The sequence below is a fragment of the Nocardia araoensis NBRC 100135 genome, assembly GCF_000308435.1.
GTDB classification, from domain to species: Bacteria; Actinomycetota; Actinomycetes; order Mycobacteriales; family Mycobacteriaceae; genus Nocardia; species Nocardia araoensis.
This window is the reverse complement of the sequence record NZ_BAFR01000030.1, coordinates 1-20,643: the sequence shown is the minus strand read 5'-3', so window position 1 is coordinate 20,643 and position 20,643 is coordinate 1. Positions and strand designations below refer to the sequence as shown.

Sequence of the window (20,643 nt, the reverse complement as noted above, 5' to 3'; positions counted from 1 at the left end):
TTGTGCGAGCAATAATTGGTGGCCGCTTCGATCACACCGCCGACGACGAGCTGATTCGCGAAACCCCACGGACCGTTCAGCGAATATCTCCCGCCGTACCGGTCGTAGACGCCGGGGATGCCATTTCCACTGGCGATATAGATGGATTTTCCGCGCAATCCCTCCGCCTGCACGTAAGGATCGTTGGCCACCCATTGCGGGTCGCCCGCGGGTCCCCACATGTTGTCCAGTTCCGCGAGACCCCACTCCTCGACGGTCAGCCGGACGAACTCGCGGCCGACCGGATCGCTGGTCTGCGCGCAACCGCTGTAGGCGGCGACACCGGAGAACAGCTCACCCGTGGTCGCGGCGAGCGCGAGCGTCGTGGTCCCCGACATCGAGAAACCCGCGAGGGCATTGCGCCCGCTCGTCCCGAGATACGAGTCGATCAGCGGCGGCAGTTCGCTGCTCAGGAAGGTCCGCCATTTCTGGCGCCCCAGCCTGGCGTCGTCCTTCTCCCAGTCCGCGTAGTAGCTGAACATGCCGCCGATCGGCGTGACCGCGTGCACGTTCTTGTCCGCGAGGAATTGCATCGCGTCGGTCTTCGTGGCCCAAGTGGAGCCGTCGACGCCACCGGCCGCGCCGAGCAGCAGATACAGCACCGGCCGGGGAACGCTCGTGTCCGCGGCGCGCTGCACTTCCACCGGAATATCGAGATCCATGGCGGCGGAATGCACCGTCAATGTCAGGCTCCGCGCATTGTGCTCCTGCACGGAAACGATAGAAGACTCCGCGGGCGCCGCCTGAGCCTGCACCGACACCATCGCCGATGCGGCGGCGGCCCCGGCGACGACCGCAAACGACAGCAGCCGGCGGAGGTGGCTTCCTCTCATGACTCCCCTTATCCCGAATCCCGGAACGCCTCGCGTTCCGGACTCAGGCTATGGTCTGTCCCGGGCCGATTCACGACTGAAGTTGCTGGGCCACCGATTCTGGGGGCATGTCCGACAACCGGAATTCTCGCCGGTTCGAATCCAGCCGATCCCGAAATAGCCAGACCCGAATTCCTTGGGCATCAGGCGCGGAATTAGTTGCGCTTGCGTCGGCACACCGGATTGAATGCCCCTATGGGTGTCAGCGGGGACCGGGAAGTCGATGTGTGCGTGGTCGGGCTCGGTCCCACCGGACGGGCGCTCGCGCACCGCGCCATGGTCGCGGGGTTGTCGGTGACCGCGATCGACCCCCGCCCCGACCGGCTGTGGCCGCCCACCTTCTCCTGCTGGGTGGACGAACTGCCGCAGTGGCTGCCGCCCACGGCTATCGCGACCACCATCCCGGCGCCCACGGTGTGGACGAAGACCGAGCATCGCATCGACCGTCCCTACTGCGTGCTGTCCAAACCCGGTCTGCGCACGGCGCTGCCGCTCGACGACGCCACCGTGGTGGCGGGCCGCGCCACGCGGGTGGACGCGCACGAGGTCGAACTCACCGACGGCACGGTGCACCGGGCGGCGGCGGTGTTCGATACGCGGGGGCTGCCCCCGCTGGGACGCCGCAGGGCGGCGAGCGCGCACGGCATCTTCGTCGACGCCGAGACGGCCGCGCCGATGGTCACCGAAGGCGAGGGCCTGCTGCTGGACTGGCGGCCGGAGAACGGCGCGGGTCCGGACGAGCCGCCGTCGTTCCTCTACGCGGTGCCGCTGGGCGACGGCACGGTGATCTTCGAGGAGACCAGCCTCGGCCTCCGGGGCGGCATGCCGCAACACGAACTGCGCAGACGCACCCTCGTGCGCCTCGCCGCGCACGGTATCCGGCTCACCGGCGCCGAACCGAGCGAAGCGGCGCACTATCCGCTCGACCAGCCGCCGCCGCGGAGAGGCGAAGCGCGGGCGATTCCGTTCGGTTCGCGCGGCGGCATGATGCACCCGTGCACCGGCTACAGCGTCGCCGACTCACTGGCGCTGGTCGACACCGCGATCACCGCGCTGCGCGAAGGCCGCGACCCCGTCGCCGCGCTCTGGCCGCCGCGCGCGCGACTGGTGTACTGGATGCGGATGCGCGGCCTCTACGGCCTCGGCAGGCTGACCACCGAACAGTCCATCGCCATGTTCGACGCGTTCTTCAGCGCCTCCCCACGCGGTCAGCGCGCCCTGCTCTCCGCACACGACGACTACACGGCGCTGGGCGCGGTGTTGTTCGACACGGTCGCGCATACCTGGCCGTTCCACTGGCGTTATGACCTGGTCGGCTGGCGAAATCGGAACCGCTGGCTGGACTACGACTTCGCCGAACCGCGGGAAGACGCCGAACGCCGGGTCCGATGAATCGGAACCCGGCGCACGGCGACGCGTATGGTTACGGCCCGGTTTCCGCGGCCCGCCGGTATCCCCTGATCGCGGGGTAGGCGAAGACGACAATCATCCCGATCGTCCAAGCGAGCGTCTCGAGCAGCGGGTCGGCGACCGCGCCGCCGTAGGACAACCCCCGCATCGCATCGATCGCGCAACTCATCGGCTGGTGCGCCACCACGTCCTGCAACCAGATCGGGTAGGCGAAGACCGGAACGAAACCCGAGTTGAAGAACATCAGCAGCGTGCTGATCATGCCGATGATGTTCACCAGCATCACGCCCTCGGACACGGTGGCCAGCGCGGTCACCAGAACGGCGAACGCCACCCCGAACAGCACCGGGATGCCGATCAACGCCAGCGCCGCGACCGGTCCCTGATCGAACCGGAAGCCGAGCAGCAGGCCGACCGCGACGACGAACACCGTGGTCACCAGGACGCGGATCGCCTCGGCGAGCAGCCGGCCGGTGAATCCCGCCGCGCGGTGCACCGGCATCGTCCAGAACCGGCCGAGCAATCCGGTCATCTTCTCGGTCTTGAAGCCGAGGGCGCTGACCACCGCACCGGACATCGCCGCGACCAACGTCAACAACGGGACCGTGCCGTACACGGCGGGCATGCCGGTGGCCCCGGAGACGGGCTTGTTCAGCACGATGTAGAACATCACCAAGGTGAGCGCGGGATACACCAGCGTCTGGATGGTCGTCGCCGGATCACGCGCCCAGACCAGCAGCAGCCGCTTGCACTGGATCAGGCTCTGCGTCACCCAGGTGACCAGCGACCCTTCCGGCCGGGCCCGGACCACGGGCAGCGGCTCGGCCGGGCGGCCCTCGAACTCCTCGACCTGCCCCGCGGTGCGCTCCACGGTCGATTCCACCGAACTCATGACCGCCTCACACTCGCCCAGATCGCCACCGGGGTGAACACCGCCGCCAGCCCGATCAACCACACCAGCGGAACCCATAGCACCTGCCAGGTCACACCGTCGGCCGCCATGTCGCGCAGCGCGAAGGAGAACTGGGAGATCGGCTGATTGCGCACGAACGGGCGAATCCATTCCGGGAAGTTGCGTTCCGGGACGAACCCGCAGGAGAGCATGCCGAAGATCAGCGTCGGCAGGGTCAGCGCCTGACTCAGCGACTCCGGGCTCTTGGTCAGACTGCCGAGCCCGTCGGCGCCGACCGCGAGCACCGTGCCGACCGCGAGGGAGAACGCGCAGAACAGCACGGCCTGGCCGGCGCCGGCCACGAAGCGGAAGCCGATCAGGTACCCGAACAGCACCGCGGCGGTGAGCGAGGTCACCGACCGGACCAGCCCGGCGCAGATGCGCGAGGTGAACGGCACCAGCGTCCCGATCGGCATGGTCTGCAGGCGGGTGCTCAGGCCCGTCATCGCCTCGAACGCGGCCAGCTGCGCGTTCGACATCATGGTGAAGGCCATGGTCTGCAACACGATGATCGGCATGACGTACTGGGCGTAGTCGACGCCCTGGATCTTCATCACGTAGCGCAACGGCAGATAGAAGCCGAGGGTGAAGATCAGCGGCGTGACCGCCGCGACGATCAGCTCGCCCTTGGTCGCCATGGTGCGGACGATGCGGCCGGTCAGCGCGCGCCACTGCGCGAACGACGACAGCCGCGCCGCGGGCAGCTCGGCGAACAACGTCACCTCTGCCTGGGTGTGCTCCGGGGCGGTCGCAGCGGTCACGCTCGCCCGCCCGAGTGGCCGGTGATGGACAGGAACACGTCGTCGAGCGAGGGGCGGCGCAGCGCGATGTCGGCCAGCTCGACACCGGCGCTGTCGAGCCTGCGCAGCGCCTCGGTCAGCGTGGCGGCGCCCTCCGGCGCCGGGATGGACAGCCGGTCGCCGCCGTCGATATCGGCGAGCACCGCGGGCGGCACCAGGTCGCCGAGGGCGTACGCGGCGGTGCGCAGCTTCTTCTGGTCCAGCGGGACGACCTCGCAGTAGCTGCCGCCGGTCTTCTCCTTGAGTTCGTCGGCGGTGCCCTCGGCGATCACCGTGCCCTTGTCGATCACGATGATGTTGTCGCTGAGCACATCGGCTTCCTCCAGGTACTGCGTGGTCAGCAGCACCGTGATGCCTTGGGTCTTCAGCGCGGTCACCAGATCCCAGACGCCCTGCCTGCTGCGCGGGTCCAGACCGGTGGTCGGCTCGTCCAGGAACACCACCTCGGGGCGCACGACCAGCCCGCAGGCGATGTCGACGCGGCGGCGCATGCCGCCCGAGTAGTTGCGCACGGCCCGGCGGCCCGCGCTCACCAGATCGAATTCCTCGAGCAGGGTGTCGGCGCGCTTGCGGGCGGCGGACTTGCCCAGGCCCATCAGCCTGCCGAACAGCTCGAGGTTCTCCCGGCCGGAGAGGTTCTCGTCCAGCGCCGCGTACTGGCCGGTCATCATGATCGATCGGCGCACGCCCGCCGGGTCCTTCAGCACGTCGTACCCGGCGACGACGGCGGTGCCGGAGTCGGGGCGCAGCAACGTGGAGAGGACCTTCACCATGGTCGTCTTGCCCGCGCCGTTGGGCCCGAGGATGCCGAGGACGGAAGCGCGTTCGGCGACGAAGCTGACGCCCTGCAGTGCATGCACATCGCCGAACGACTTGCGGACGTCCGCTACCCGGACCGCAGGCTCACTCGCATGCGAATCTGCTTGGTTGGAACTCGGCATCAACTCTCCACTATCGGCCGGTACGGCGACCAGGTCGCCCGAGCGCAGGCGCACGCTCGGATTGGTGATCCGTCGCGCTCGGCGTGATGTTACCGGCCCGATCGCCCCGGCTTTCGCGTCGCGTGAGGTACCCGCACCAGCGCGCGCCCACTGTGTCCTTACTCACATTTCCCGCTGCCCGTTCGCCGCGCAAAGGATCGGCGCTGGTGAGCGCGATCCGGTACGGAGGCCGAGCCCGCGGCCGAGCCTTGTCGGTCCGCTGCGCCAGACCATAGTCTGCTTTGCGGGGGAAAACACTCACTCGTCCACGGCTGTGGCCCCGCTGAGCGGTCCGCACGCCGGTTTCGACACTGCGAGAGGTGATCATGGCCGAGTCCGCGCAGTCACGGTTGGCGGCGCGTCCGGGAGGAACGGGCCGAACGAACGTCCTGACGTCCTATGACCCGCGCACCGGCGAGGTCGTGGGCAACTACGCCGTGATGAGCGCGGGCGAACTGAATCGCGCGGTGCGCGCGGCCCGCTCCGCCGAAAAATGGTGGGCCGAACTCGGATTCAGCAGCCGGAAGCGGTGGCTGCTGGACTGGAAACGCGAGATCGTCAGGCGCTCCGGCGAATTGGTGGCCCTGCTGTGTGAGGAGACCGGCAAGCCGGTGGCCGACGCGGCGATCGAGGTCATGCTCGCGGTGGAGGACCTGGACTGGGCCGCGCGCAACGCGGGCCGCGCGCTGGACCGGCGGCGCATCGGCTCCAACTGGCTCACCCGCAATCAGCGGGCCTCTGTCGGTTATCTGCCGCTGGGCGTCGTCGGAGTGCTCGGGCCGTGGAACAACCCGGTGTTCACCCCGATGGGTTCCATCGCCTACGCGATGGCGGCGGGCAACGCCGTGGTGTTCAAGCCGCACGAGCTGACCACCGGCGTCGGCGTGTGGCTGGCCGACAGCTGGTCCCGGCTCGCACCGAATCAACCGGTGCTGCAAGTGGTTACGGGAGACAAGGGCACCGGCACCGCGCTGTGCCGGGCGAAGATCGACAAGATCGCCTACGCCGGTTCCGAGGCGGGCGCCCGCGAGGTGATCTCGGTGTGCGCGCAGACCATGACGCCGGTCGTCGTCGAGCGCAGCGGCAAGGGCAGCATGGTGGTGCACGTCGACGCGAAGCTGGACGACGCCGCCGAGGCCGCCGTGTTCGGCGCGATGGCCAACGCCGGGCAGAACGCCACCGGCATCCAGCGGGCCTATGTCGCGCAGTCGGTCTACGACCGCTTCCTGGACCTGGTCGCGGAGCAGGCGCGCAAGCTGCGGCCTGGCGCCGACCGGAAGGCGTCCTACGGCCCGATGATCATGGAGTCACAGGTCGACGTGGTGCGCAGGCAGGTGCGCGACGCGGTGGCCCGCGGCGGCCGCGCGGTGGTGGGCGGGCTCGACTCCATTCGCGACCCCTACATCGAGCCCATCGTGCTGGCCGAGGTTCCGGAGGAGAGCATCGCGATCACCGGCGAGGGCATCGGCCCGGTGCTCATCGTGAACAAGGTGGCGAGCATGGACGAGGCCGCCGAGCGGATCAACGCGGTGGGCACCGATGTGGCGGTGTCGGTGTTCACCAGGGATGTGCACGAGATCGAGGCGTTCGCCGAGCAACTGCGCGTCGGAGTGGTGACCATCAACTCCTCGACCGCGTACGCGGGCATTCCCGCGCTGCCCTTCGGCGGCGTGGGCGAATACGGCCAGGGCCACAGCCACGGCGACCAGGGACTGCGGGAGTTCAGCCGGACCCTGGCCATCACCCGCAAGCGGTACCAGGCGCCGGTGAACCTGTCCACGTTCGACCGGCACCCGCGCCACCTCCGCTTGGCCAGGGCGATCTTCCGGATCCGGCACGGTCGCCGTCCCTGAGCGGAACCTCCGCCTTCGCTGCGGCCATGCGCGGCACAATGGCGGACGACGTCCGACAGCGCCTTTTCAGCGGAACCTCCGCCTTCGCTGCGGCCATGCGCGGCACAACGGCGGACGACGTCCGACAGCGCCTTTTCAGCGGAACCTCCGCCTTCGCTGCGGCCATGCGCGGACCAACGGCGGACGTGGCAACGCCTTTCCGCGCACCTCCGCCTCCGCTGCGGCCATGCGCGGCTCAATGGCGGACGTTGTCCGGCGGTGCCTCTTCGGCGAGCAGCACCGCGTCCATGAGCGCGGTGACCCGCGCCACCTGCGCGGGGCGGGAATCGAATCGGATCAGCCTGCCCACATCGATCACCTGGCTGATGGCGGCGTGCACCCGGAAACGCGCTTCCACCGGGTCGCCGTCGAGCAGGTTGGCCCACTCCAGCACGTTCTGCCGCTGGATGGCGCGCAGCTTGTGCTGCTCGGCCTGCGGCAGATTGCCGAACTCGGCGTAGTACACCGCCATGATCTCGGGCATGGCGAAACTCAGTTTCGCGTAGCGTTCGGCCACATTCCGCGCGGCGTCCGCCCGGCTCGTCGCCTCGGCCAGCGCCTCGGTGATCGCGATGGCCAGCCGGTCTCCTGTGCGGTGGAACGCCGCGGCGAGCAGGTCGGCCTTGCTCGCGAAGTACCGGTACACGCTGGAGGCGTTGATGCCGACGGCGGCGCCGATCTCCTCGATGCTCGCCTCGTGATACCCCTGCCTGCCGAAGATCCGGATGGCCTCGGTGAGCAGCTGTTCCCGCTTCGAGGTCACCGGGATGCCGCGCACGGGCGGGCCGGGATCCGGTTCGGCGGGGGCGGGCGGCAGTTCAGTGCGCAGGATGGCCCAGGACATCTGATGCAGCAGCGGAAGCAGCCGGGCGCTCGACAGCGCGGTGCGGTGCGCGGCGATGCTGGCGATCGCGCTGAGCACGCCCGCGGCCAGCATGGCCACGTCCGCGGGCGGCGCCTCGGGCCGCAGCAGCGCGATCGGCGCCGCGAGGGTGTTGTTCAGGTCGTCGTAGATCTTCTTGATCCGGACGCGATCGTCCCGCTCCAGATAGCGGCGCTCCCACCGGTAGAGCCCCGCCTCGCGGCGGATCTCGACGGTGTGCTCGCTGATCGCCCGGATCAGCGCGTCCGCGCGCCGCGCGGGGTCGAGCCGGTCGTCGTCGGCTCCCTCGGCGACGCTCAGCAGGTGTTGCGCCCCCTCCTCAGCGGCGGCGACCAGCAGCGCGTACTTGTTCGTGAAATGCCGGTAGAGGGCGGGACCGGAGATGCCGACCTCGGCGGCGATCTCGTCCACGCCGACCGGGTAGTAGCCGCGTTCGCTGAACGCGCGGGCGGCCGCGCGGATGATCTGCACCTTGCGGTCCTTCGGACGGCGGCGCACCGACGGCGCGCCCTCAGCGCTCGCCCTTCTGCCCGGTTCGGGGCGCGCGGGAGCGAGATCGACCTCGCTGCGATCCGCGACCATGCACCTCTCCGTTCTCCGGCGGCGCTGGTTGACAGCGCCCGACAATGGAACCTAAGTTAACCACAATTCGCAAAGTTAACCACTATTCACGGCCTGGCGTCCGCCGAATTCCAGCTTAGGAGCAAACGTGAGCAACAACGATTCCGCGGCCCCGGCCGCCCCGGCCGCCGCGAAGTTCACCGCGGTCCAAGACGGCAGGGTGCTCCGGATCACGATCACCAACCCCAAGCGGAAGAACGCCATCGACTACGACACCATGGTCGCGCTCGGGGATGCCTTCCGCGCGGCAACCGACAACCGCGCGGTGCGGGCGATCGTGCTGACCGGCGAGGGCGGCGATTTCTGCACCGGCGCCGATCTCTCGGCCAGCGCGGACGAAGCACAGCGGGGCATCACCTCGGACATGGTGATGGACGCGGCGAACCGGCTGGTGCGGGCCATCGTCGACGCGCCGGTCCCGGTGATCGTGCGCATCAGGGGCGCCGCGGCCGGCGTCGGCGTCGGCATCGCGCTGGCGGCCGACTTGGTCTACGCGAGCGAGGACTCCTACCTCCTGCTGGCTTTCATCAACATCGGCCTGATGCCCGACGGCGGGGCGGCCGCGTTGGTGGCCGCGGCGGCGGGCCGGCCGCTGGCGGCACGGATGGCGCTGCTGGGCGAGCGCTTGCCCGCCCCGGAAGCCGCGGCCGCCGGTCTGTTCACCGCAGTCGTGCCCGACGACGAACTCGACGCAGCGGTGGAGGCCGGGGTCCAGAAGATCGCCACGGGTCCGCGTCGCGCGCTGGAACTAACCAAGCAAGCGCTGAACCAGGCCACGCTGGCGTCACTGGACGCGGCCCTGGCCGCGGAGAAGGCGGGGCAGACCGAGTTGCTGCGCTCCGCCGATTTCATCGAAGGCGCCACCGCGATGCTCAGCAAGCGCAAGCCCGTCTTCGCCGACTGATCGGCCCGCCGGAACGTAGCAACCGACAGGCGACTATGTTCATCGGCTATGACTTACCTGGTTACCGGGGCAACTGGGTTCATCGGTCGTTTTCTCATCCCTGAGCTCCTGAAACGCGAGGGTGACATCCATGTGCTGGTGCGACCGGGCGACGCCTCGGCCGACCGGTTCGCCTGCTGCGCGCAGGAATGGGCGGGCGGCGACCGCGTCCGTCCGGTGCGTGGCGATCTGGGCGCCCCGGGGCTGGGCATCGACCCGACCTGGCTGGCCCGGCATCGCGGCGCCATCGAGCACGTCTTCCATCTGGCCGCTGGCTACGACCTGACCGAACGCGGCGGCGGGACCAGGCACCTGGTCGACGTCGCCGAGGAACTGGGCGTCGGCCAGCTGCACCATGTCTCGACCGTGGAGGTGGCCGGGTCGAGCGAGGGCCTGTTCACCGAGGACATGTTCGATCACGGCCAAGCGCTGGCCACCCCGACGCAGCGCGCGAAGTTCGAGGCCGAGCGGATCGTGCGGGAATCGTCGCTGCGCTGGCGGATCTATCGGCCGTCGATCGTGATCGGGCATTCCAGGACCGGCGAGATCGATCGGATCGACGGCCCGTACTACTTCTTCCGCCTGCTGCGCATGGGCGCGCAGCTGCCCAGGCTGCTACCGGTGCTGGTGCCGAAACTGGGCGAGACCAACATGGTCCCGGTGGATTTCGTGGCCCGCGCCCTCGATCACATCGCGCATCGCCCCGGCTCGGACAAGATCACCTACCACTTGGTGGATCCGCGCAGGCAGAGCGCGGTCGAAGCGCTGAACCTGTTCGCCGACGAGGCGGGCGCGCCGCACCTGGTCGAGGTGATGCCCAAGCGCACCCTGAACATGGTGTTGCGGGTCCCCGGCGCGAACTGGCTGCTGCCCCGGGTCGGCGTGCCCCTGGACGTGCTGGAGCACAGCGAATTCGCCTGCTGGTTCGACTGCAGGCACACCAGCGCGGCCCTGGCGGGCACCGACATCAGAGTTCCGCCGTTGGAGGCCTACGCGCCGCGCATCTGGAAGTACTGGATCGAGAACTGGGTCTGATCGGCGCGCCGCACCGGGCGGGCTACCGCCCGGTGACGGTGAGATAGATCAGAGCGACGTTGAGCACCGAGATGATCGCCGCGACGGCCCAGGCCAGCGCGGTGGTCACGCGGCGGTTGACGTCCGCGCCCATCAGCGTGCGGTCACTCGTGAAACGCACCAGGGGAATCAGCGCGAACGGGATGCCGAACGACAGCACCACCTGGGAGATGATCAGCGCGCGGGTCGGGTCGATCCCGAGCGCCAGGACCGCGATGGCCGGGATCAGCGTGATCAGCCTGCGCGTGATCAGCGGAATCCGCCGGTGCAACAGGCCCTGCATGATCATCGCGCCCGCGTAGGCGCCCACCGACGTCGAGGCAAGGCCGGAGGCGAGCAGGCCGATCGCGAGCAGCAGCGCGGCGGCCGGGCCGAGTACGTCGCCGACGGCCGCGTGCGCGTCTTCGATGGTCTCGACGTCCCGGCCGCGCAGGGTGTTGGCCGCCATCAGCAGCATGGCCATGTTCACCGTGCCCGCCAAGATCATGGCCAGCCCGACGTCGACCTTGGTGATCCGCAGCAGCCTGGTGCGCAGCGGCCCCGCGGCAGGTTGTCCGTGCCGGTCGCGGGCCAGGCCGGAGTGCAGGTAGACCGCGTGCGGCATGACCGTGGCGCCGATCATGGCGGCGGCGAGCAGGACGCTCTCGGTGCCCTGGAAGCGCGGCAGCAGGCCGCCCACCGTGTCGGCGGCCGACGGCGGGGCGATGACCACGCTCGCCAGGAATCCGATCGCGATGATCGCGAGCATTCCGGTGATCACCCGCTCGAACGGCTGCTGGCCGCGGCGGTCCTGCACCAGCAGCAGACCCATCGATACCGCGCCGGTGATCAGGCCGCCGACCAGCATGGGCAGGCCGAACAGCAGATGCAGCGCGATGGCGCCGCCGACCACCTCGGCCAGGTCGGTGGCGACCGCGACCGTCTCCGCCTGCGCCCAGTAGGCGAGCCGCACCGGGCCGCGGGCCTTCGCGCGCACCGCCTCCGGCAGCGACCACCCGGTGACCAGGCCGAGCTTGGCCGAGAGGTACTGGACCAGCCCCGCCATCACGTTGGCCAGGACGATCACCCAGACCAGGAGATAGCCGAACTGCGCGCCCGCACTGATATTGGACGCGACATTACCGGGATCGACGTACGCGATGGCCGCGACGAATGCCGGACCCAGCAGAACCGTCGCGGCACGCGCTCGCCCGGTGACGGACTTCGTCGATTCGACCAACGTAATACCCACGAACTAGATTTTACGGCCTCCCGAACTTTTAGTGACGGTTACCCCACAAAGACGACCGCCTGGTCCCGCGACAGCGGTGACCAGGCGGTCGGTGGAAGCAGGCCGGGCGCCCCGGCTCCTTCAGGTCAGATACCGAGACCCTTCGCGAGCACCGGCCACGACAGCTGGAACTCGTCGCGCCAGTAGCCCCAGGAGTGGGTGCCCGAGTCGCGGAAGTTGTAGGTGGCCGGGATGCCCAGCTGGTCCAGCCGGTTCTTCAGGTTGTGCGTGCAGTAGTTGGTGCCCGCCTCGATCACACCGCCGATGACGATCTGGTTGGCCAGACCGTACGCGCCGGGAAGGGCGTACGGACCGTTGAGCGTGTCGTACTGGCCGGGCAGGCCGTTGCCGGTGGAGATGTAGAGGTCGAGCCCGCGCAACCCCTCGGCGTTCACGTACGGATCGTTGGCCACCCAGTCCGGCGAGCCTTCCGGACCCCACATGTTGTCGGTGTTGCCGCCGCCCCAGGTCTCGACGGTCAGCTTGACGAACTCCGAGCCGACCGGGTCACTGGTCTGCGCGCAGCCGCTGTAGGCCGCGGCGGCCTTGTACAGGCCCGGCTTGGCGATCGGCAGCGCCAGCACCGTGGTGCCCGAGGTGGACAGGCCCGCGATGGCGTTCACGCCGTTGGTGCCCAGCGCGCCGTCGACCAGCGGGGGCAGCTCCTCGGTGAAGAACGTCTTCCACTTGTTGCGGCCGAGCACCGGGTCGTCCTTGATCCAGTCGGTGTAGTAGCTCCACTTGCCGCCGATCGGCTGGATCACGTTGACGTTCTTGTCCGACAGGAACTGCAGCGCGTCGGTCTTCGCCTGCCACGAGGCCTCGTCCTCGCCGCCACCCGCGCCGTTGAGCAGGTACAGCGTCGGACGCGGCACGGAGGCGTCGGCCGGGCGCTGAACGTCGATGATGATCTTCTCGTCCATCGCCGCCGAGTACACGTACAGCCGGATGCTGCGCGCGTCCTTGTACTCGGCTTTGGTGATACGCGAACCGTCCGGGGAGACCGGGTTGCCCAACAGAGTCTTGGAATCGATGATCGGGTCAGCTGTCGCGCTGGACGTGCCGAGACCGGTCATCATTCCCGCGAGCACCGCGGTTGCCGCGATCGCGGCCGCGGCCCGCAGGCCGCCGCGCCGGCTCTGTCGACGTATCAATTTCGCACCTTCGCTTCGTCTCGAGATTCGCTCTGCATGCCCCACACGCCGGGGTGGATGTCCAGGCATCCGCCCGACCATACGGCCTATGTAGTCGTCCCAACAGTGGACTTCGTTACCGCACCGTTGCCCTATCATGCCGGAACGGTGTCGGTTCGATCATGACCGCCCCATATTTCGTGTCGCTTCCCACCCCGGGGGATCGAGCAACTCGGACAATCGCGGGCCGATCTGCGCGAGCGCTTCCGGCGATGTCATCTGATCGTGCGCGACACCGACGGGATGATCGTCCACCCGACCGTCGACATAAGGTTGCCAGCCGGCCGCCGCGGTGTCGTGACCGGCCGCGCTGAAGTAGTCCAATCGGCCGCGGAAGACGGCAGGCCGGTGCGCGGCGATCAGCTCGGCCGAGCGCACCGCGCTGCGGTAGATCCGGCGCACCCGGTCCGGCGTGAGCACCGCCATGTCCGGCGGGATGGTGGCGTGCAGCGCGGCGAGCGCGTCCTCGCTCAGATCGTGGATGTCGCCCGCACCGGGCAGCAGGGCGTCCGCGCCGATGCCGAGTTCGGCCAGCGCCTCGCGGATCGCCGCGCGGAAGTCCGTGACATCGATGTCGGGGTGGCTGTCGAGCATGGTCAGCAGGCCGATCTCCTCGCCGGCGGCCTGCAACTCGGTCGCCACCGCGTGCGCCAGCACACCGCCGAGCGACCAGCCGAGCAATCGGTAGGGTCCGTGCGGCTGCACCGCGCGGATCTCGGCCACGTAGCGGTGCGCCATCTCGAACAGCGACTCCGGCAGGTAGCCCTCCTCGGTGAGCGCGGGCGACTGCAGGCCGAAGATCGGCGTGCTCGCGGGCACGTAGCGCGCGAGTCCCGCATAGCACCAGGACAATCCGTACATCGGATGCAGGCAGAACAGCGGCTCGGCGGCGGCCACGTCGTGCGGGACCATGGTGCGGATCGGCAGCAGGACGCCGAGCGCCGCGTTCGAGTCCTGGTCGTAGTCGTGATCGTCGGCCAGCGCGGCCAGGATCCGGGCCGCCAGAGCCGCCGGGGTGGAATCGGTGAAGAACCACTGCACCCGCACCTCGGCGCCGGTGAGCGTGCGCAGCCTGCTGACCGCCCGCGTGGCGACCAACGAGGTGCCACCGAGGTCGAAGAAGTCGTCGTCCATTCCGATCCGGTGTCCCGCGCCGGGTTCGAGCACCTCGTCGAACACCTCGAGCACGGTGCGCTCCAGCGGCGTGCCCGGCGCGCGGTACGGACGGGCCACCAGCCGGGGCTCGGGCAGCGCCTTGCGGTCGAGTTTGCCGCTGGCGTTGAGCGGGAGTTCGGCGAGCGCGACGACCGCCGACGGAACCATGTACGACGGCAGCGCGGCGCGGGCATGCAGCAGCAACGCGGCTTCGTCGAGGGTCTCCCCCGGTGCGACGACGACATAGGCCGCCAGCCGGTCGCCGACGGCGCCACGCACCACCGCGACGGCGGCATGCCGCACCTGCGGATGACTCGTCAGCACGGCCTCGATCTCACCGAGTTCCACGCGCTGGCCGCGCAGCTTGATCTGGAAGTCGCTGCGGCCCAGGTACTCCAGCGCGCCGTCGCGCCAGCGCACGATGTCGCCGGTGCGGTAGAGCCGGGCGCCGGCCTCGTGGGCGATGAAACGTTCGGCGGTGCCGGCCGGAGCCCCGAGATAGCCGCGCGCCAGTTGCACACCCGCGACGTACAACTCGCCCGCCGCGCCCGGCGGCACCGGCAGCAACTGCCGGTCGAGCACGTGCACCCTGGTGTTGGCCACCGGCACGCCGATCGGAACCGCCACCGCGGCGGTGTCGCGCACGGGATGGTCGGTCACCACGGTGGCCTCGGCGGGGCCGTACCAGTTGATCAGCTCGGCGCCCGGCACGATCGCGGCGAACCTCGTCGCGGTCTCCCCGGACAACGCCTCGCCCGCGGCGAACACCCGGCGCAGCGACGGGTACGCCGCGGTCGAGCCTGCCGCGGGATCCAGGAACGCATCCAGCATCGACGGTACGAAATGCGCCGTGGTCACCGCGTTGTCGACGATGACCTGGGCCAGATAGGCCGGGTCGCGGTGCCCGTCGGGGGCGGCGATCACGATCGACGCGCCGGTCTGCAACGGCCAGAACAACTCCCAGGCGGAGATGTCGAAGGTGATCGGCGTCTTGTGCAGCACCACGTCGCCGCCGTCGTGCGGGTAGGCCGACTGCGCCCAGCGGAACTGGTTCACCATCTGCCGGTGCGTGATCATCACGCCTTTGGGGCGACCGGTGGAGCCGGAGGTGTGGATGACGTAGGCGACGGTGTCCGGATGCACCTCCTCCTGCGGCCACGGGCCGTCGTACGGAGGCAGATACAGCGTGTCCACCGCGACCACCGGCACACCGGTCGCGGTGTCGAACCCGTCCGCGGTGGTGGTCAGGACGCAGATCGGAGCGGTGCTGCCGAGGACGTACTCGTTGCGCTCGGCCGGGTGGTCGGGATCGATCGGGACGTAACCGCCACCGGCCCGCAGCACCGCGTAGATCGCGACGACCAAGTCGATGCCGCGCCGCATGGCCACGGCGACCAGCGTCTCCGGGCCGACGCCCCAGCGCATCAGCTCGACGGCCAAGGCCCGGACGCGCGAGTCGAATTCGGCGTAACCGAGCGTGGTGTCACCGAAGCGCACCGCGGGCGCGTCCGGCGTGCGCGCCACCTGGGCGTCGAACAGCGACGGCAGCGTCGCGCCGTCGTGCAGTTCCGGCACGTCGGTGGCGTTGCGCGCGGCCAGTTCGGCGCGCTCGTCCTCCAGCAGCACGTCGATCTCGCCGACGCGCGCCTGCGGAGTCGTCACGAAGCGGCCGATCAGCGCCGAGAGCCGCTGGGCGAGCCTGAGCGCCGCCGGTTCGTCGATCACGTCGCGCAGGTACTTCACCGAGACGCGCAATTGGTTGTCCAGCACCACCATCACCGTGAACGGGTAATGGGTGCCGTTGACCGCGCCGACGCCGGTGACGTTCATACCGTCGATGGCGCCCGCCCGGTCCAGGCCGTCCCGGTCCACCGGGAACGACTCGAACACGACGAGCGAGTCGAACAGCCCCTCGATGCCGACGGCTTCCTGGATGTCGCTCAGCCCCAGGTAGTGGTAGTCCAGCAGGGCCGCCTGCTCGGCCTGGAGCTGCCGCAGCAGCCCGCCGAGGGTGCCCGTCGCGTCGAGTCGCACCCGCACCGGGATCGTGTTGAGGAACAGGCCGACCATCGCCTCGACGCCGTCGAGCTGGGGCGGCCTGCCGGACACGGTGGCGCCGAAGACCACGTCGTCACGGTCGACGGTGCGACCGATCAGCAGCCCCCAAGCCGCCTGCACCACGGTGTTCACCGTCACGCCGAGCCCCGACGCGAGCCGGGTCAGCGCGGTGGTGTCGGCCGGGGACAGCTCGAAACCGACTTCGCCCACGCCCGCGGCGATCTCGCGGCCCGGATCGACCGGCGCCAGCGGCGTCGGCTCGGTGATACCGGCCAGCGCGGCGCGCCACGCGGAGCGGGCCGCTTCCGCGTCCTGAGCGACCAGCCAGGCCAGGTAGTCGCGGTAGGGCGGCACCGAGGGCAGGTGCCGGGAATTGCCGCCGAACGCGTACAGGGTGAGCAACTCCTTGGTCAACAGCGGCATGGACCAGCCGTCGACGAGGATGTGGTGACTGGTCACCAGCAGGTGGTAGCGGGCCGCGGCGGAGCGGATCAGCGCGAACCGCAGCAACGGCGCGGTCCGCATGTCGAAGTGGTCGGCCAGATCCGCCGCCTTGATCCGCTCGAACTCGGCTCCGGCCGCGGCCGGTTCCAGCCGGCACAGATCGACCAGCCGCCACGGCACCTCCAGCGAGTCCTGCACGATCTGCACGGGCTTGCCCTCGCTGTCGTCGGCGAAGGCGACGCGCAGGTTGTCGTGCCGGTCCAGCACCGCCTGCGCGGCCGCCTGCATCCGGCGGGCGTCCACCGCGCCGCCGAGATCGAGCACGAACTGGATGGTGTAGACGTCGACCGAGTGCTCCGCGAGCAGGGCGTGGAACAGCATGCCCGATTGCAGCGGCGTGAGCGGCCAGGCGTCGGTGAGGTCCGGGTAGGCGCGGGCGAAGCGGTCGATGTCGGGTTGCTTGAGCCGCACCAGCGGGAAGTCCGAGGGCGTGTAGCCGCCCGCGTCCGGGCGCAGGCCGTGCTCGGCCAGGCCGCCGAGCGCGCGAATCCAGTGCTCGGCGAAAACCTTGGCGTCCTCGGCGCGGAATGCGGCGGCGGCGAAGTCGAATCGGGCCAGCAGGCCGTCGTCGGTGGCATCCACGGTCAGCACCAGCAGCAGGTCGTCGGAGGGGATGTCGGTGTGCACTCGCGCCGGACGTAGGTCCCGGTAGCACAGCGCGAACCGCCCGCGGCCGAGCCCGCGTAGTTCGGCGGCGGTCTCGGCATTGAGGTGGCGCAACAAGCCGTAGCCGACACCGCGCGAGGGCACCGACCGCCGCAGTTCCTTGATCTGCGCGATCGCTGTGCCCGCCGCGGGGCCGCCGATCAGTGCCTCCTCGATGTCGATCCGGCTCAGCCGCAACGGAAGCGGATATTCGGTGACGAAGCCGCCCACCGTGCTCGCCGCGTCGGCATCGGTGGCCGCACGACCGTCGGCGGACAGCCGGACGACCGAACCGATGGCGCGCGTGACGGTCTCCCCCGCCGAGGTCTGCAGGGCCAGCGCCAGCGCGGTGAGCAGGATGTCGTCGATTCCGGCGTGGTAGGCCTCTGCGGCCGCGGCGACGGCCGCCGCACCCTCCGCCGTGATGGTGAGCGACACCCGGCTGCGTGCGCGCAGATCTCGTCCCTCGGATCCCGCACCCTCCGGGACGGAGCCGAGCGCCAGTCGCCACCAATCCATTTCGGCGACGGTGACCGGATCGTGCGCCTTGGCCGACAGCGCGTTGATGAGCGCGCCGAGGCCGGATTCGGTGCTCGCGGGCGCGGCGTGGCGCGCCCGTTCCCACCGTGCGGTCAGTTGGTCCACGACCGCCCGCCAGGAGACGTCGTCGACGACGAGGCTGCTGGCCACGACGATGAGTGTGGAGCGCGCCTCGGGACCGCCGGTGAGCACGAAGTAGATATTGCGGCCCTGCTCGGGGTCGAGGGCGGCCGCGGCCGCCTGTACCACGTCGTCGATGGGCAGCGAACTCTCCCCGTCCTGCGGGTCCAGCCTGCGGAACGCCTCGCCGGTGCGCTCGGCCGGGGCGGGAATACGCAGCACCGGCGTGCCGTCGTCGCCGTACCCCAACCGCACCCACAACATCGGATGCTGATCGAGCACGGCGACCACGGCGCCGTGCACCGTCTCCACGGAGCAGGTCTCGGGGACGTCGAGCGCGATGGCCCGCACTTCGATGCCTTCGTCCAGCATCCGCGCCGCGTCCGGCGTCAGCGGCAGTTCGCCCGCCTCGTCACCGGGGCCGCCCGCCACCGCGGCGGCGCGGGCCAGCGCGGCGACGGTCCGGCATTCGAAGACATCCCGCGGCGCGAAGGTCACGCCGCGGGCGCGCGAGCGGGAGACCACTTGGATGGACACGATGCTGTCGCCGCCGAGGGCGAAGAAATCGTCGTCGAGACCGACCCGTTCGACGCCGAGCACCTCGCCGATGACCTCGGCGATCACCAGTTCCGCGGGGGTTCGCGGCGCCCGGTAGGCGCGGGTGTCCGGCTCGGGCGCGGGCAGCGCCTTGCGGTCCAGCTTGCCCACTGGTGTCAGCGGAATCGCGTCGAGCACGACGATCGCCGCCGGAATCATGTACTCCGGCAGCGTCCGTCCGATCCGCTCGGTCAGTACGGCCGGGTCGGCCGTCGCGCCCTCGGCGGGCAGCACGTAGGAGACCAGCATGGTGGCACCGGAACCGGTTTCGCGTCCCAGCGTCACGGCGAAGCCGACTTCGGGCTGCGCCGTGAGCGCGGCGTCGATCTCGCCGAGTTCGATGCGGAAACCGCGCACCTTCACCTGGAAGTCGTTGCGGCCAACATATTCCAGGACCGGTGCGCCCTCGGCGCGGCGCCAGCGCACCAGGTCGCCGGTGCGGTAGAGCCGCTCGCCGGGTACGCCGTACGGGTCGGCCACGAAGCGGGCGGCGGTGAGCGCGGGGCGGGCATGGTAGCCGCGCGCGAGCTGGATGCCGCCGAGATACAGCTCGCCCGTGACGCCCTCCGGTACCGGACGCAGCCTGCTGTCGTGCACCAGCGATCGCATGCCGCGGATCGGTCCGCCGATCGTGCCCGGCTCGCCGGGCCGCAGCGGATCGCTGATGTTGGTCATGATGGTGGTCTCGGTCGGCCCGTAACCATTGTGGAAATCACGCTCCGGCGCGGTCGTCCACTTGGCGGCCAGCTCGGCGGGTACCGCTTCGCCGCCCGCCACGATGGCCCGTACCCCCGGCAACGCGTCCGGATCGAGCGACGCGAGCACCGACGGCGTGAGGAAGGCGTGCGTGACGCCTCCGGCGCGCATCAGCTCGGCCAGTTCGGCACCGCCGAAGGTCAGCGGCGGCGCCACCACGAGTCCGCCCGCGGAACCCAAGGCGAGCAGCAGTTCCAGTATCGACGCGTCGAACGACGGCGACGCGAACGCCAACGCGCGGGTGGATCGGTCGAGCCGGTAGCGCTCCACCTGCTCGGCGCTGAAATTCGCCAGGCCCGCGTGGGTGACCACCACGCCCTTGGGCACGCCGGTGGAGCCGGAGGTGTAGATGACGTACGCGGCGTTGCTCGCGTGCAGCCGTCCGCGCAGTTCGCCTGGCCGCAACGGCCGGCCCGAGCGCACGGCGACATCGAGGGTGAAGTCCTGATCGTCCAGGGCGAGCCAGCCGCCGGGGAGGACGGGCAGGTTGTCCAGCTCGGCGGTGAGCGTCACGCCGAGTGCCACGCCGGAATCGGCGACCATGTGCGCGATGCGGTCGGCGGGATAGGTCGGGTCGATCGGGACCAAGGCCGCCCCGGTCTTGGCCACCGCCCACAGCGCCAGCACGGATTCCACCGAACGACGGATCGCGATGGCGACCAGCGCCTCCGGTCCCGCGCCGCGGTCGATCAGTGCACGCGCCAATTGAGTGGAGGCCGCGTCGAGTTCGGCGTAGCTGAAGGTGCGGTCGTCCGCGACCACGGCGATACCGTCCGGATTCGCCGCGACGGCGGCGGCCATCAGATCCGGCAGCGTGCGCGCCGGCACGGCGGGTGCGCCGGTACGGGTGAGCAGGTCCGCGCGCTCCGAGTCGTCCAGGATCTCCAGATCGCCGACGGCGGTGTCCGGGTGCAGGGCGATCGCGGACAAGATGCGACGGAACCTGCGGCCGAACTCGATCACGGTCTGTTCGTCGAACAGGTCGCGGGCATAGGTGAACGCTGCGGCGAGACCGGCTTCCGCGCCGGACTCCGTACGCTGCTCCCGCACGGTCAGCAGCAGGTCGAACTTGGCGGTTTCGGCGGCCGGGTCCAGCGCGGCGAAGCTCAGGCCGGGTAGCTCGAAGCCGGTCGTGGCCAGGTTCTCGAACGACAGCGCGACCTGGAACAACGGATGACGACCGGCCGAGCGCTCCGGGGCCAGCACCTCGACCAGCCGCTCGAACGGGATGTCGGCGTTGGCGAAGGCGCGCAGGTCCGTTTCCCGCGTGCGGGCCAGCAGTTCGGTGAAGCCGAGACCGGGCGCGACCCGGGTGCGCAGCACCAACGTGTTGACGAAC

General features: G+C 70.0%; 12 protein-coding genes. 4 read left to right on the top strand and 8 right to left on the bottom strand.

Features of this window, described 5'->3' with window-relative positions; translation table 11 throughout:
• A partial coding sequence (locus ON21_RS03910) for an alpha/beta hydrolase (protein WP_245562455.1) occupies positions 1 to 716 on the bottom strand: 716 nt, incomplete at its 3' end.
• A 390-nt stretch (positions 717 to 1,106) separates the two neighbouring features.
• Between ON21_RS03910 and ON21_RS03905 the strand changes: the two genes are divergently transcribed.
• Complete coding sequence (locus ON21_RS03905) at positions 1,107 to 2,303, top strand: lycopene cyclase family protein (protein WP_039795387.1); 1,197 nt, start codon at positions 1,107 to 1,109, stop codon at positions 2,301 to 2,303.
• A gap of 31 nt (positions 2,304 to 2,334) precedes the next feature.
• Here the strand turns inward: ON21_RS03905 and ON21_RS03900 are convergent, their stop codons facing one another.
• Genes ON21_RS03900 through ON21_RS03890 form a run of 3 tightly spaced genes read right to left on the bottom strand, consistent with a single transcriptional unit; the run spans position 2,335 to position 5,014 of the window.
• Positions 2,335 to 3,213: an ABC transporter permease gene (locus ON21_RS03900; RefSeq protein ID WP_039795385.1), complete on the bottom strand. Its 879-nt coding sequence runs from the start codon at positions 3,211 to 3,213 to the stop codon at positions 2,335 to 2,337.
• A complete protein-coding gene (locus ON21_RS03895; protein WP_245562454.1) occupies positions 3,210 to 3,995 on the bottom strand; it encodes an ABC transporter permease in 786 nt (261 codons plus the stop codon). Before ON21_RS03895 ends, ON21_RS03900 begins: the two co-directional genes overlap by 4 nt.
• A 35-nt stretch (positions 3,996 to 4,030) precedes the next feature.
• Positions 4,031 to 5,014: an ATP-binding cassette domain-containing protein gene (locus ON21_RS03890; RefSeq protein ID WP_039795394.1), complete on the bottom strand. Its 984-nt coding sequence runs from the start codon at positions 5,012 to 5,014 to the stop codon at positions 4,031 to 4,033.
• A 365-nt stretch (positions 5,015 to 5,379) separates the two neighbouring features.
• Between ON21_RS03890 and ON21_RS03885 the strand changes: the two genes are divergently transcribed.
• On the top strand, positions 5,380 to 6,906 hold the full coding sequence (locus ON21_RS03885; RefSeq protein ID WP_039795381.1) for an aldehyde dehydrogenase family protein: 1,527 nt from the start codon (positions 5,380 to 5,382) through the stop codon (positions 6,904 to 6,906).
• Positions 6,907 to 7,141: 235 nt separating this feature from the next.
• Here the strand turns inward: ON21_RS03885 and ON21_RS03880 are convergent, their stop codons facing one another.
• A complete protein-coding gene (locus ON21_RS03880; protein ID WP_051020304.1) occupies positions 7,142 to 8,410 on the bottom strand; it encodes a TetR/AcrR family transcriptional regulator in 1,269 nt (422 codons plus the stop codon).
• A 127-nt stretch (positions 8,411 to 8,537) separates the two neighbouring features.
• Between ON21_RS03880 and ON21_RS03875 the strand changes: the two genes are divergently transcribed.
• Together ON21_RS03875 and ON21_RS03870 are read left to right on the top strand one after the other, a co-directional pair.
• A complete protein-coding gene (locus ON21_RS03875) occupies positions 8,538 to 9,353 on the top strand; it encodes an enoyl-CoA hydratase (RefSeq protein ID WP_039795379.1) in 816 nt (271 codons plus the stop codon).
• A gap of 48 nt (positions 9,354 to 9,401) precedes the next feature.
• Complete coding sequence (locus ON21_RS03870) at positions 9,402 to 10,427, top strand: SDR family oxidoreductase (RefSeq protein WP_039795376.1); 1,026 nt, start codon at positions 9,402 to 9,404, stop codon at positions 10,425 to 10,427.
• A gap of 22 nt (positions 10,428 to 10,449) precedes the next feature.
• Here ON21_RS03870 and ON21_RS03865 read toward each other — a convergent pair whose 3' ends face one another.
• The 3 genes from ON21_RS03865 to ON21_RS03855 form a co-directional block, all read right to left on the bottom strand.
• Complete coding sequence (locus ON21_RS03865; RefSeq protein WP_051020308.1) at positions 10,450 to 11,691, bottom strand: Nramp family divalent metal transporter; 1,242 nt, start codon at positions 11,689 to 11,691, stop codon at positions 10,450 to 10,452.
• A 131-nt stretch (positions 11,692 to 11,822) separates the two neighbouring features.
• Complete coding sequence (locus ON21_RS03860; protein ID WP_039795390.1) at positions 11,823 to 12,812, bottom strand: alpha/beta hydrolase; 990 nt, start codon at positions 12,810 to 12,812, stop codon at positions 11,823 to 11,825.
• A gap of 237 nt (positions 12,813 to 13,049) precedes the next feature.
• Positions 13,050 to 20,643 (bottom strand): non-ribosomal peptide synthetase (locus tag ON21_RS03855; RefSeq protein ID WP_039795372.1); only part of this gene is annotated, 7,594 nt, incomplete at its 5' end.